The sequence below is a fragment of the Roseburia porci genome, assembly GCF_009695765.1.
Classification (GTDB): Bacteria; Bacillota; Clostridia; order Lachnospirales; family Lachnospiraceae; genus Roseburia; species Roseburia porci.
In genome coordinates this window covers 1-13,987 of the sequence record NZ_VUNI01000006.1, presented here as the reverse complement: position 1 = coordinate 13,987, position 13,987 = coordinate 1, and the positions used below count along the sequence as shown (strand labels likewise).

The following is a 13,987-nucleotide window of genomic DNA, read 5'->3' as shown; positions in this document are numbered from 1 at the left end:
TTTCATTCTCCTTTTCTGATGGCTTCCAGTCCATCTCTGTTTATGATCTGAATCTGATTGTCCTTCGAACAGATCAGATTTCTGGCGGTAAAATCGGCAATCGTCCGAAACAGACTTGCCCTGCTTACATTCAAATATCTTGCAAACTGCTCTTTGGATGTGCCCAAAAGCACGTTCCCTTCCCGATCTGCATTGCGAAGAAGATAACATGCAAACTTTCCCTTGCAGGAATTGATTCCCATTAATTCTATTTTCTGTGCAAGATATAAAATCTTCTGATTGCACAGTGCAAGATAACGTTTCTGGAATTCTTCATCCCTGTGGATCAGCTGCCGGAATTCTTTTTTCGGAATAAACACAACACCACACTGTACCTTGCAGACAAGCTTTGTCGGCATCGCACTGTCCAAAAAGACATTACAGATCCCGAAAATGCTCCCTGCATGCTGTGTTGAAACATTCGGCTGCGTCAGTTCGTCGGATACGGTATACACATCCGCTTCTCCACTGCCAATAATTCCCACACAGGAAACACCATCGACCACATCACAGATTTCCTGTTTTCTCCGGAATTCGCGATAGACAGGATGGAAACAGGACCAGTCAATTCCCTGAAAAATCGGACATATTTCAAATGCATCAGTAATTTTTTGATTTATTTTCTCATCCATGCCTATTTCCTTTTCACAGATATTTTTCCATGTAGCACAAAAAACAGTATCACATGATACTGTTTTTTGCAAGTTTTTCTATGGAACCCGGCTGTTGTGACAGGTAAAATAGATTGTCTGATATTCTTTTCCAAGCTGTTTGAGCAATTCATTTCCCTTTTGTGCCTTTTCCTGATCGAGGTTGACAAACGGATCATCTAATACCAGAAACGGCTTTGTTTCCGGAAACATGGCATCCACAAGTGCAAGCCTCATACAAAATCCGATCAGATCCTGATAGCCGGCGGACAACCAACGGACATCGCGGTACTCTCCCTGCTCCTTCAGCTTCAATTCCATATTGGCATCCACCATCCAGGTCTGCTCCCCTGCAGATGCATTCAAATCATTATAATATCTGGCAAATCCATTGGATATCGGTGCCATATATCTGGAGGTAAACTGCTCCTTTGCGGCCTGAAGATATTCATGTGTTGTTTTCAGCAGCTCATATCTTTTCTGTTCTTTTTCCTGCCGCTTTCGAAGTTCCTCAAGCTCTGCTTCTTTCTCATCCCGAAGATCCATCTTCTCCTGCAGTTCCTCGATCTGCCCTTCATAATCTGAGATTACATTCTGGATCTTCTCTAACTCATCATCAAGGTGAGCGATCTTTTCATTTAATTCTTCCAGGGATTCTTCTGTTTTTTCCACCGGTGTCAGTGTTTCTTCCGGATGTCTTTTCCGGAAGTCCTCTTTCGCATGCGCAGCATCCTCCCAGATTCCATAAGCTGTCCTTACTGCCTCTGATTGTATTAAAAGTGCCGTAAGCTGTCCTGTAATATCTTCTTCCAATGCAATCTGGTATTGCATAAGAAACTCTGTCAGCTGTCTACGGACTTTCTCTTCCATCTCCTTTGCATGCTCATACTGCTGCTTCTTTTGTTCCAGCCGCTGCAGTTCCTGATCGCTGCTTTTTAATTCAAACAAAAGCTTCTGCTCCTGTTGTTTCTTCTCTTCATAAGCGCGTTTTTGTGCTTTCCCGTGGAACAGGAGTCCTATGCCAATGACCACTGCAATTCCACCGGTCAGAGCAAACAAAATGCCATTGCCGCGAAATACGGTCATTCCAATCAGTAACAGAATGATACCAGCTGCAACTGCTGCGATTCCTCCAGACAGCAGTCCACGGTGATTTTCTTTTGGTTCCGTTGAAACTGTCTGTTTTCCTTCTGCCAACTGTGCTTTTAACTTCTGATAGCGTTTCTCCTCTTCCGGTGTAAATGCAAAGTTCTGACCGGTCGTATGATATTCTTCCAGTTGTCTTGCTTTCTGCTGCATATGGGACAAATCCTCTGCTTGCGGAATCTCCTGCGGAAATACTTTTTTCTTTTCCAGATATGCTTCTTTTTTATTTCTCTCGTCCTCTTCCAGCTTTATATACTGCTGTCGTAAAGTCTCTTTTTTGTCTGCTTCACTGACACTGCGCAGTCTTCCCGCACAGATACGCCTCTGCTTAGATATACGTTCTTTTTCTTTTTGTTTTTCTTCTAACAGCTGCTTTTTCTCCAGATATGCCTTCTCTGCCGCATCCGATCCACGCAGGACTTCTGACAGTTCTGTGATTCTGTTTTTATTTTTCCGGATGGAACCTGATACACGGTCTGGCGTAAGCCGGTTCATTTCCTCTTTGATCCTGCTTTGTGCGGTCTCATAATTATTAATATCGTTCGTGTTTTCCACAAGATTGCCAAGCTTTGCATTGATTGCATCCGTGGAGCCGGAAAGTACCTCGCTTTGTGCGATAAATACACTTCTTCGAAAAGAACCACTGTCGAGTCCGAACAGTTCTTCTCCGATCTTATCCGAATAATCACAGCTTTCCAGATTCGTTGCCAGATCATACAAATGGAACTGGTCTGTTCTCTCTGTTTTTCCAAATGTCCTGCTGATGCGATAACGCTTGCCATTTACTTCAAAATCCAATTCTCCACCATAGGTTCCACCCTGCCATGGCAAGTATAATTTGCGTTCCTTATCCGGTGCATCCTTTGCTTTTTTGGAGTCAAATCCATAAAACATCACTTTAAAGAATGCTGCAAGCGTACTTTTTCCCCAGCCATTCGGTTGGCTGATCGTATTCACTCCATCTGCAAATTCCATCGTAAAGTCATGGAGCTTGCCAAAATTTTCAATATGACACGCTAACAGTCTCATACGAACTCCTCCCCTGACAACGCCTGAATTCCCATTCGGATCACTTCCGGCTTCATCTTTTCATCCAGATCCGATGCATACACCATACGGATAAATTCTCCTTTGAGTGACTCATCCTTTGCATACTGCTCATAATCCAGACGAAGTGTTGTCTCATCCTCTACTTTTTCAAAATAAAACAGATCCGAAAACTGTTGTGCGAGATACTCGGTATTCCGCTCTGACTCAATATCCACCGCACCGGACAATACAAATTTCACCATACTTTTTGCCGGATACTGGTTCTGTTCTATCACTTTTCGAATGCATTCCGCTGCCTCCTGCGAGGTCATGCACTGACTTACATCTACCTGCACCGTATGTAAAACCCTGCTGGAAAACGGCACAAACCGATGCACCATGGAATGCGCTTTCTCATCGATATCTATAACTACAAATCCTTTTTCACCGCACTCATCAAAGCCTCTTCCTTCCAGGCAGCCCGGATAACAATATATCCCTCTTCCGTCCAACGGCGCTTCTTTATAGCTGTGGATATGTCCGAGTGCCAGATAATCAATATTCCGGTTTTTCAGTTCATTTAATGCAATGACTTCCGTCTTGTCTTTCGTCTGATAAGTGCTGTCCTGACCGTGCAGCATTACAATATTGTAATCATCATGATCAAGTACCAGAGAATTGTATGCAGTTACCTGATTGACTGCATTCAGTTCCAGACCTGAAATCACGATCCTGCCATAACGATAGGACTTCCAGTTTTCATCAAAAAGCTTCAGATTCGCCGGAATTTCATCCAGTTTGGACAAAAAATTGTCATTGTCATGATTGCCTTTCAGATAAAGAAATGTAATGCCCGGATGCATCACAATCGCATCGCGGACCGCGTTTCTTGCTGTTGCCGATACATTTCTTGTATCAAACAGGTCTCCCGCAATCAGAATCAGCTCCACATCATGATCATTTGCATAATCAACCATTCTCATAAATGTGTTTAAGATCTCTGCCCTGCGTTCTTTTGCCTGCTCTGTCGACAAATTTGCCGTCATTTTTGAATCCAGATGCAGATCCGCACAATGAATCAGTTTCATATCCTCACCCTTTCCCAAATCAAAAATACAGGAACTTTGGATGTTCTCTCCTGCAGTTCCTGTATTCGTATCCATACTGTCTGTTATTTATGCTTCTGCTTTATCTTCGATTTCTGCGCAGCCTCTCATCGTAATGAGCGGTCCGCCTTTCTTTTCGATAAAATCTTTTGTAATTGTTACACTGCCGATATTATCATCCTTCGGAATCTCATACATAATGTCCAGCATAAAATCTTCTATGATCGCACGAAGCGCACGCGCTCCTACTTTCTTCTCTTTTGCACGCTTTGCAATTGTGTGAAGTGCTTCATCATCAAATTCCAGTTTTACCTCGTCCATAGCCAGTAACTTCTGATACTGCTTGATGATCGCGTTCTTCGGCTCACGCAGGATGCGCACAAGCATATCTTCCGTCAATGCCTCCAGCGAGAATAAAATTGGAAGTCTTCCCAAAAACTCCGGTATCATTCCAAAATTCCGCACATCTTCTACGGTAACCTGTTCCAGGAGATTCTCTTCTTCGTCATATTTATCCTTCAGGTCAGCTTTAAATCCGATGGATGCCTCTTTATTCAGACGTTCCTTGATGATCTCTTCCAGATCCGGAAAAGCTCCGCCACAGATAAACAAGATGTCTTTGGTATCCACTGTTGTCATCGGAACCATGGCATTTTTGCTGCTTGCTCCTACCGGGACTTCCACTTCTGCTCCTTCTAAGAGCTTTAACATTCCCTGCTGTACCGATTCTCCGCTGACATCACGCTGATTGGTATTCTTCTTCTTTGCGATCTTATCGATCTCATCGATAAAGATAATACCATGCTCTGCGCGTTCCACATCATTATCTGCTGCTGCAAGAAGCTTACTTACAACACTTTCAATGTCATCACCGATATATCCTGCCTCTGTCAGGGAGGTCGCATCCGTGATTGCAAGTGGCACATCCAGTAATTTTGCTAATGTTTTCACAAGATATGTTTTTCCGGAACCGGTTGGTCCGATCATCAGCATATTGGATTTTTCAATTTCCACACCATCATCTGTGTTCTCCATGATACGTTTGTAATGGTTATATACAGCAACCGACATGACCTTCTTGGCATGCTCCTGCCCAACTACATATTCATCAAGACTTGCTTTGATCTTATGCGGTGCCGGGATAGAATGAATATCAAGTACCGGTGCCTTTTTCGGTTCTTTCTTTTCCTTTTTCTTTTTGAGTTTCTGACTGTTCGGAATTGAATTCTGAAGATCCGAAAGATTGATCATGCTGATATTCGGCATGGAACCTAAGTTCATATTCATCATATCATTCATATTGATTCCTGAACTGTTCATGGAATCAAATGTTTTCTGCATACAATCCCTGCAAATGCAGATATTGTTCGGAATATGTATCATTTTACCTGCTACATGCTCCGGTCTGCGGCAGATATAGCAGACATCTTCGTATTCATTATCATCGTTATTCTGGTTAGAATCTATATCCATTAATTTATCATCTGACATACAAAAAACCGCCTTTTCTTATTTTGTATAACTGTATACCTGTATCCACATACAAGCTGGTTATGCAAAGCCCTCTGACCAGGCTGAGACTATAAGCAATTATACGTCAGCCCTCTCCGAAACTCAACTAAAATTCGTAGATTTAATACTTTCTTTACGAATCTGATTCCTCAAGCAGGCGTTCCACAAGTCTTACACACTCTGCCGCATCTTTGGAATATCCATCTGCACCGATCTCATCTGCAAAATTCTGTGTAATGCATGCCCCACCAATGATCACCTTGCTCTCGCAGTGCTTTTCTTTGCACATTTCAACTACATCCTTCATGCGCATCATCGTTGTAGTCATCAGTGCTGACAAACCGATAATCGCCGCATGCTCCTTTATTGCTGTTTCAATGATGTCTTCTGCCGGAACATCTTTTCCCATATCGATGACATTATACCCGTAATTCTTCAGCATCAGAACGACCAGGTTCTTTCCGATATCATGTATATCCCCTTCAACCGTGGCAATCACAAGCGTTGGCATATCTGCTCCGCTGTCTTTCCGCTCTAGCATCGGCTCTAAATAATCAATCGCCAGTTTCATCGTATTGGCACTTCCGATCAGCTGAGGCAGGAAATACTTTTTCTTGTCAAACAGCACTCCGACTTCATTGATTGCAGGAATCAGATCATCATTAATGATGTCTTCCGGCTTCTTCCCGGAAGACAGTTCTTTTTTCACTTCATCCAGGATTGTTCCTTTATTTCCCTTTAATACTGCCTGAAAAACCGCGCTTCCCTTACTCCCGGAATCACTGCTTCCCGAAACATCCGCATTCTCTTTCTTTACCACAACCGTTTCAAATCTGGCTTTTTCCTCTGCCAGACGGTTCATCCGCTCAATATAGCGAATATCACTGTCCGGTCTATGTAAAAGAAGATCCGATGAAAAAGCTCCATTCATCAGAATTTCCTGGGATGGATTGGCGATTGCCATCGTAAGCCCTTTACAGATTGCCATTGTAAGAAATGCCGTATTTACATAAATTCGCTCCGGCAGTCCAAAGGATATATTGGAAAGTCCGCAGATGGTAGGAAGTTTTTTCTCATCCTTACAATATGCGATTGTGTCAAAACATTCCCTTGCGGCCTCCGGATTTGCTCCAATCGTTGCAACTAATCCGTCTACGACGATATCTTCATGCGCAAGCCCCTCCTGCAATGCACGGTCATAAACTGCATTGATAATGGCCTTTTTCTCTTCTCCGTCTTTCGGCAGTCCCTCATCAGAAACCGGAAGCAGGATAAACATCGCGCCATACTTCTTTGCAACCGGAAGAAGTGCTTCAAGCTTTGCAGATTCCATACTAATGGAATTGATCAGTGCTCGTCCCGGGTAAATCCGAAGTGCAGCTTCAATTACTTCGACATAGCTCGAATCAATACATAACGGACAATCTACGGTAGAAGAAACCTCATAAATGACTTTCTGCATCATCTCTTTTTCATCAATACCATTCATTCCCATATTGATATCAAGTATCCGTGCTCCATTCTCTTCCTGCTGTCTGGCCATTTCACGTACAAGATCTAATTTTCCTTCGCGAAGTTCTGCCTGAAGCTTCTTTTTACCAGTCGGGTTGATTCGCTCACCAACCACCATAAAGTTGCCATCCAGGCTGACTTCCACACTTTTCCTTTCGGAGGTCAAAATACTTCTGTGATGTGCAAGCGGTGTATGCACTTCCATTCCTTTCACCTGCTTGGCCAGTGCCCTGATATGTGCCGGTGTTGTTCCACAGCATCCTCCAACGATCGCCGCACCAGCTTCAACCAGCGAAACTCCCGCCTGTGCAAACTCCTCCGGGGTTGTCCGGTAGATCGTCTTTCCATCAATCAGCTCCGGGAATCCGTTATTTGGTTTTGCAAGGATCGGAATCGTTGCATACTCTGCCATTTTTGCAACAAGTGGTGCCATCTCTGCCGGGCCTGTGGAACAGTTCACTCCGATCACATCGGCTCCCAGTGACTGTAATACTACCACAGCAACTTCCGGCGTCGTTCCAAACAGCGTCCTTCCATCTTCGTTGTAAGTCAGTGAAACCATGATCGGAAGATCCGAAACTTCACGGATTGCAATGACTGCCGCACGACTCTCCTGAAGGCTCATCATCGTCTCTACTACAAACAGATCCACGCCTTCATCATCCAGGATACGGGCCTGTTCTTTATATACATCTACCAGTTCCTCAAACATAAGGTCTCCCAGTGGAAACAGCTGTTTACCGGTCATCGTCATATCTCCGGCAACATATGCCTTCCCACCGGCAGCCTCTTTACTGATTTTTACAAGATCACGGTTCATCTGCTCAAGTCTGTCCGAAAGATCATATTCTTCCAGTTTGATGCGGTTTGCAGTAAATGTCGGTGCATAGAGAATCTGTGTTCCTGCCTCTACATACCGTTTCTGAAGATCGATCATAATCTCTTTATTATCTAAAATCCATGCCTCCGGACAGACGCCCATTGGCATTCCTTTTTCCATCAGATTGGTTCCTGTGGCACCGTCTAAGATTACCGGTCCGTCTGCGATCAGCGCATTCAATTCTTCTCTTGTCATCTATTCTATCCTCGCTATCTGCTTTCTCTGCAAGTTCTATCTTCACATTTTATAAAATTCGTCTATAATAATTAATGCTAACAGATATAATGTATAAGAAAGGATTCTTTATGTCAAATATTAAATTAATCGCCCTGGATCTCGATGGAACACTTTTTACCACCCAGGGAACGATTTCATCTCATACAATTGACGTTTTAAACCGTGCGAAAGATGCGGGGATCGAAGTGATCATTTCAACCGGCCGGCCTTTCTGCGGTCTTCCATTTGAACAGATCAGCCAGACCAGCATCCGATATGCCATCACGGCAAACGGAGCTGCCGTCTATGAAATCGCCGAAAAGAACTGCCTCTTTGAAAATCCAATGAATCCGGAAATGACCATTCCAATCCTGAACTATCTGCTGTCCAAAGACATTCACATGGATGCCTTTATCCACGGAGATGGTTTCTCCCCTTCGGACAGGCTTTCCATTGCCCAGGAACTGATCATTCCGGATTCACTGAAAAAATATATTATCAACACCAGAACCCGTGTGGATGATTTTGCAGGATTCATACAGAAGAACCGGCTTCCAATCCAGAAAATGACCTTAAATTTCTCTGCGCTGCCAGACGGCACCTTAAAAGACCGCGAGGATGTGAAAAAATACCTGTTATCCACCAGAATACTGACGGTCGTAAGCGGCGGCTACCACAACCTTGAATTTACAAAAGCAGGCGTCACAAAAGGCACAGCCTTAACACAGCTTGCCGAAAAACTCCAGATTCCAATCGCACAGACCATGGCGGTTGGAGATACCGAGAATGACCTTTCTATTCTAAAAGCAGCCGGTCTTGGCGTCGCCATGGGCAATGCACCTGCAGATATCAAAGCTGCTGCAGATGCTGTCACATGCTCCAACGATGAGGATGGCGTTGCTTTTGCCATCGAAAAATATGCACTTTCCTAAAACAGAGAAGACGAGGCTAGATTGCTTCGTCTTCTCTTAAAATGGTCAGATTTTTCTTCAGTGACCGGATCGTCTGATCCACTTCCTGTCTTGTATTTTCCCTTCCAAGTGTAAAACGGATCGTTCCAACTGCATATTCGTCCGGTACACGGATTGCCTCTATCACATGTGAGATCCTCGTCTGTCCGGTACTGCACGCCGACCCTGCGGATGCACAGATCCCATCTTCCTGAAGCAGCGTCAAAAGCGATGTTGCATCCACACCACCAAAGCTGATATTAATATTTCCCGGAAGCCTCTGATACGGATGTCCATTAATCCTCACCTGTTCAAATTCGCGCAGGAGACGATCCATAAAGTAATTACGAAGCCGTATCTCCCTCGCCCGGTTCCGTTTCATCTGAAGCACTGCAATCCGTAATGCTTCTGCCATTCCCACAATTCCAGGTACATTTTCCGTTCCTGCCCTTTTTCCTTTTTCCTGCGCTCCGCCATGGATAAAAGACGGAATTTTCACGCCTTCATGCACATACAAAAAGCCAACCCCTTTCGGTCCATGAAACTTATGCGCGCTGGCACTCATCAGGTCGATCGGTTCTCTTCTTACAGAGATTGGAATCTGTCCGACTGCCTGCACAGCATCGGTATGAAACGGAATCTTCCGGTATCTTGCAATTCTGCCGATCTCATGCACCGGTTCAATCGTTCCGATTTCGTTATTTCCATACATCACTGTTATCAGCGTTGTTTCCGGCGTAATGGCCTGCTCCAGTTCTTCCATGCTCACCAGTCCCTTTTCATCCACTTCAAGATACGTGACCTCATAGCCGAGCTGCTCCAGATAAGCACAGGAATTCAGCACGGCATGATGCTCAATTGCAGATGTGATGATATGTTTTCCCTCTGATTTATATTCACCGGCAATACTTTTTATTGCCCAGTTATCTGATTCACTGCCTCCCGAAGTAAAAAAAATCTCCTCCGGTCTGGCATCGATACAGTGTGCGATCACCTCCCTGGCATGCGACACTGCAGATCTTGCCTCTTCTCCAAGTTCATATGCGGTAGACATATTTCCGTATTTTTCTGTGAGATATGGCTGCATAGCCTCTCTTACTTCCGGTAGTACACTCGTTGTCGCCGCATGATCGAAATAAATCTGTTTACTCATACGCAGCCCCTTTATATCATATATTTAAATTAAATGCACCATATGGAGTTCTTCCATGACTTTCATCCAGAAACTGAAAAATCCTCTGATCACAGGAACCCTTTTTTTAACTGCCGCAGGTGTTTTAAGCCGTATCATCGGCTTCTTCTATAGAATATTCCTCTCACGCACAATTGGTGCAGAAGGACTGGGGATCTATCAACTCGTATTTCCTGTCATGGCCCTTTGCCTTTCCCTGACCGGTGCAGGTATCCAGACCTCTCTTTCCCGCTTTGTCGCTGAAGAAACTGCAAAAGCAAACGAAGCAGGAGCCCGTCTGTATCTGATGATCGGGCTCCTGCTCTCCTGTGGTCTCTCTGTTTTGGTCTCATTTGTCATCTGCCGGAATGCAGCACTTATCGCATGCAGACTTTTAGAAGAACCGCGCTGCGAAAGCCTGCTTTGCGCCATGACTTTCTGTCTCGTTCCTGCAAGCGTGCATGCCTGCATCAACGGTTATTATTATGGGAAGCAAAAAGCACTGATTCCCTCCGTCAGCCAGCTGGCAGAACAGGTTGCACGCGTTGCCGGTGTCTATCTGATCTACAATATTGCTTCCGATCATGGTTCCACGCTCCGTCCGATCGATGCGATCTGGGGAATCGTCATCGGAGAATTTTTTGGAATGCTCATCTCTGTAACTGCTGTCGGTTTCCATCACTTTTCCGGAAGTCTGAAACAAAGCACACGGGCACTCATCATTATGGCTGTTCCACTGACCGCCAACCGCGTCCTGATCAACCTTTGTTCGAGTGTGGAAAATCTGCTGATTCCAAGACAGCTGCGCCTGTTTGGCTATGATTCTGCCAATGCCCTGAGTGTCTACGGAATTCTCACCGGAATGTCGCTTTCGATCATTCTGTTTCCCACCGTACTGACCAATTCCGTATCCGTTCTTCTGCTTCCTGTCATATCCGAAGCAAAAACGAAAAAAAATACTGCTGCGATCCACCATGCCATCACCAGCGCCATCTATTACGGCTTACTGCTCGGCTTTGCTTTTACGCTGCTGTTTCTTTTCACCGCAGATTTTATCGGTAACCGGATTTTCTGCAATACTCTGGTCGGAACTTATATCAAGATCTTAAGCTGGATCTGCCCGTTCATGTATCTGAATGCCCTGTTAAGCAGCATTCTGCATGGACTTGGCTATCCAAAAATTCCGTTTTACATTAATCTTCTCGGATGTGCGATCCGAATTGTCATAATCTGGGTGTTTATCCCTCTATACGGAATCCGCGCCAGTCTTTCCGGCATGCTGATCAGTCAGATTGTTATGGCTCTGCTTTGTATTTTCTCACTTCGGAAGCTCGCCTGATTCAATGGCAAACAACGGATCGAGCGCTTTCACTTTTCCACTGGAAAGCAGACGCACAGACTCTCCATCCACAAGTTCCGTGCAAAGGATCGGTGAACACAGCGAAGGGGCATGGGTTTTGATATATTCCAGATCCAGTTTTAACATTTTCTGCCCTTTTTTCACCTTCTGTCCATCCTTTACAAACACCTCAAATCCGTTTCCATTCAATTTTACCGTATCGATTCCTACATGGATGAGAAGCGCCGTTCCATCTGAGGTTGTAAATCCTATGGCATGCTTCGTTTCAAATACAAACGTTACTTCACCATCCTCCGGTGCAACAACGTATTCCTCTGTTGGTGTTACGACCACACCATCTCCCATCATTTTCCCTGCAAAGCCTTCATCCGGGGCTGTCGAAAGTTCTGCTGCGATTCCGGTGATCGGACTGGCGATGACTTTTACTTTCTTCTCGACTTCTTCTGGTTCTTCCACATGGTCCGATACATTTTCCAGATAATCTTCAAAGTTGGACTTGATAACCGTTACTCTCGGTCCGTAAATGATCTGTACACCATTGCCTTTATGCACCACACCGGATGCTCCGGTTGCCTTTAATATATTGTCATCCACAAGTTCTGCCCGGTAAACCGTACAACGCAGTCTGGTCGCACAGCAGTCCACATCCGAGATGTTATCTTTTCCTCCTAGTCCTTTTAAAATTCCTGCTGAAATCTTATCCTGGGAATCCGTTTTTTCTTCCTGTCCCTTTCTTTGATCAACATCCGCCCTGGTATATAATTTCACTTCATCCGAATTCTCCCGTCCAGGTGTTTTCAGATCCATTTTCCGGATCAAATAAGAAAAAAGGAAATAATACACGAAGAAATACACAGCTCCGACAACCAGGATCCAAAGCCAGCTTGTCTTTCTGTTTCCCTGTAGGATTCCAAACAAAAACAGATCTATGAATCCTCCGGAAAATGTCATTCCTACTCCGACCTGAAATACATGCATAAGCATATAGGCAAATCCGGCAAGTACACAATGGATTCCATATAATAACGGAGCTACAAATAAAAAGGTAAACTCAAGCGGCTCCGTAATACCCGTAATCATCGAAGTCAACGCAGCCGATAAGAGCAGTCCGGAAACTGCTTTTTTCTTCTCCGTTGCCGCAGTGCGGTACATTGCAAGCGCTGCACCCGGAAGTCCGAAGATCATAAGTGGAAATTTTCCGGACATAAATCTTGTAGCAGAAACGGTAAAATGTGTTACTGACGGATCCGACAGCTGTGCGAAGAAAATATTCTGAGCTCCCTCGATCGTCTGTCCGCCTACTTCAAATGTTCCGCCTACAGCAGTCTGCCAGAATGGCAGATAAAACACATGATGCAGTCCAAATGGAATCAGCAGACGTTCCATAAATCCATACACCCACGTTCCCACATATCCGGATCTTAATACCAGATCCCCAATTGCATAAATTCCGGACTGGATCGCCGGCCAGATAAAATACATCAGAATGCCAACACCCACATACACAATCCCGGAAATGATCGGCACAAATCTGGTGCCTCCAAAAAAGGATAATACCTGTGGAAGCTCGATCCGGTAAAACCGATTGTGAAGTGCAGCCACACCAAGTCCGACCAGAATTCCCCCAAATACCCCCATCTGAAGGGATTCAATCCCGCAGACATCAGTTACCGCACCGGAAAGCATTGTTTCCTTTCCACCGTTCGACAGAATGAGTGCTGCAATCGAAGCATGCATGATAAAAAAAGAAATGACCGCCGCCAGTGCAGCAACCTCTTTCTCCTTTTTCGCCATTCCAATTGCAACACCCATTGCAAAAATAACCGGAAGATTGGTAAAAACAATATTTCCTGCAGCATTCATTACCTGAAGAATCTGATTAAGTATCGTACCAGGCCCCATGAATCTAAGCAGTCCGTATGTTTTTAACATCGTTTCATTGGTAAATGATCCTCCGAGTCCCAAAAACAGTCCTGCTACCGGAAGAATCGCGATTGGAAGCATAAACGATCTTCCAACACGCTGTAAAATTCCAAAAATCTTGTCTTTCATATTGCACCTCGTTTGATAAATTCATATATAGTGTATCCAATTTTCGGAATTCATATAACTATGCTATAACGTAAAAAAGGGGCTGTGAAAAAAGAATAGTCCCGCATAAAAAAGAAAGACCAAGAGTTTTGCAATGAACTCAAGGTCTTTCTTTGTGTTATAATTAACTTACCATGAAAATTAATAACATAATCTATTCTAACCCAAAACAGGCAGTTTTGCCAATACTAATTCAAGATTATCTGGACATTTGTGATCCGGTGCTGACATTTGACAGATTTATGGGAGAAATCGAACTGGAGAAATATCTGAAAAATATTCCGCAACATCATACAGGAAGACTCAGATATGACCCGGTCAGCAT

Annotated in this window: 9 protein-coding genes; 2 read left to right on the top strand and 7 right to left on the bottom strand. The window is 44.3% G+C overall.

The window, feature by feature from the left end; translation table 11 throughout:
- Positions 1 to 2 precede the first annotated feature (2 nt).
- The 5 genes from FYJ75_RS05005 to FYJ75_RS04985 all read right to left on the bottom strand — a co-directional run bounded on the left by FYJ75_RS05005 (position 3) and on the right by FYJ75_RS04985 (position 8,069).
- Entirely contained in the window at positions 3 to 671 is a 669-nt protein-coding gene (locus FYJ75_RS05005) for a Crp/Fnr family transcriptional regulator (RefSeq protein ID WP_154429366.1), read from the bottom strand.
- Positions 672 to 749: 78 nt separating this feature from the next.
- Entirely contained in the window at positions 750 to 2,864 is a 2,115-nt protein-coding gene (locus FYJ75_RS05000) for an ATP-binding protein (protein ID WP_154429365.1), read from the bottom strand.
- Positions 2,861 to 4,027, bottom strand: a complete 1,167-nt coding sequence (locus FYJ75_RS04995; protein ID WP_235907010.1) for a metallophosphoesterase family protein — start codon at positions 4,025 to 4,027, stop codon at positions 2,861 to 2,863. Before FYJ75_RS04995 ends, FYJ75_RS05000 begins: the two co-directional genes overlap by 4 nt.
- A 12-nt stretch (positions 4,028 to 4,039) precedes the next feature.
- The gene (gene clpX, locus FYJ75_RS04990; protein ID WP_154429364.1) at positions 4,040 to 5,461 is read right to left on the bottom strand and encodes an ATP-dependent Clp protease ATP-binding subunit ClpX; all 1,422 of its coding nucleotides are present in this window, start codon (positions 5,459 to 5,461) and stop codon (positions 4,040 to 4,042) included.
- A gap of 154 nt (positions 5,462 to 5,615) precedes the next feature.
- Positions 5,616 to 8,069 carry a homocysteine S-methyltransferase family protein gene (locus tag FYJ75_RS04985; RefSeq protein ID WP_154429363.1) on the bottom strand — a complete coding sequence of 818 codons (2,454 nt, stop codon included), beginning with the start codon at positions 8,067 to 8,069 and terminating at the stop codon, positions 5,616 to 5,618.
- A gap of 110 nt (positions 8,070 to 8,179) precedes the next feature.
- Here FYJ75_RS04985 and FYJ75_RS04980 point away from each other — a divergent pair, with 110 nt between their 5' ends.
- Positions 8,180 to 9,022, top strand: coding sequence for a Cof-type HAD-IIB family hydrolase (locus FYJ75_RS04980; RefSeq protein WP_154429362.1), 843 nt, complete (start codon positions 8,180 to 8,182; stop codon positions 9,020 to 9,022).
- A 16-nt stretch (positions 9,023 to 9,038) separates the two neighbouring features.
- Here the strand turns inward: FYJ75_RS04980 and FYJ75_RS04975 are convergent, their stop codons facing one another.
- Positions 9,039 to 10,193, bottom strand: coding sequence for a cysteine desulfurase family protein (locus FYJ75_RS04975; protein ID WP_154429361.1), 1,155 nt, complete (start codon positions 10,191 to 10,193; stop codon positions 9,039 to 9,041).
- A gap of 55 nt (positions 10,194 to 10,248) precedes the next feature.
- Here FYJ75_RS04975 and FYJ75_RS04970 point away from each other — a divergent pair, with 55 nt between their 5' ends.
- Positions 10,249 to 11,550, top strand: a complete 1,302-nt coding sequence (locus FYJ75_RS04970) for a polysaccharide biosynthesis protein (protein WP_154429360.1) — start codon at positions 10,249 to 10,251, stop codon at positions 11,548 to 11,550.
- Here FYJ75_RS04970 and FYJ75_RS04965 read toward each other — a convergent pair.
- A complete protein-coding gene (locus FYJ75_RS04965) occupies positions 11,530 to 13,623 on the bottom strand; it encodes a PTS transporter subunit IIABC (RefSeq protein ID WP_154429359.1) in 2,094 nt (697 codons plus the stop codon). The genes FYJ75_RS04970 and FYJ75_RS04965 overlap by 21 nt on opposite strands.
- Positions 13,624 to 13,987: the final 364 nt, after the last annotated feature.

Excerpts from the sequence above, each read along its gene's own strand:
- FYJ75_RS05005 (WP_154429366.1), bottom strand. The coding sequence starts at position 671 with ATGGATGAGAAAATAAATCAAAAAATTACTGATGCATTTGAAATATGT.
- FYJ75_RS05000 (WP_154429365.1), bottom strand. The coding sequence starts at position 2,864 with ATGAGACTGTTAGCGTGTCATATTGAAAATTTTGGCAAGCTCCATGAC.
- FYJ75_RS04995 (WP_235907010.1), bottom strand. The coding sequence starts at position 4,027 with ATGGATACGAATACAGGAACTGCAGGAGAGAACATCCAAAGTTCCTGT.
- clpX (WP_154429364.1), bottom strand. The coding sequence starts at position 5,461 with ATGTCAGATGATAAATTAATGGATATAGATTCTAACCAGAATAACGAT.
- FYJ75_RS04985 (WP_154429363.1), bottom strand. The coding sequence starts at position 8,069 with ATGACAAGAGAAGAATTGAATGCGCTGATCGCAGACGGACCGGTAATC.
- FYJ75_RS04980 (WP_154429362.1), top strand. The coding sequence starts at position 8,180 with ATGTCAAATATTAAATTAATCGCCCTGGATCTCGATGGAACACTTTTT.
- FYJ75_RS04975 (WP_154429361.1), bottom strand. The coding sequence starts at position 10,193 with ATGAGTAAACAGATTTATTTCGATCATGCGGCGACAACGAGTGTACTA.
- FYJ75_RS04970 (WP_154429360.1), top strand. The coding sequence starts at position 10,249 with ATGACTTTCATCCAGAAACTGAAAAATCCTCTGATCACAGGAACCCTT.
- FYJ75_RS04965 (WP_154429359.1), bottom strand. The coding sequence starts at position 13,623 with ATGAAAGACAAGATTTTTGGAATTTTACAGCGTGTTGGAAGATCGTTT.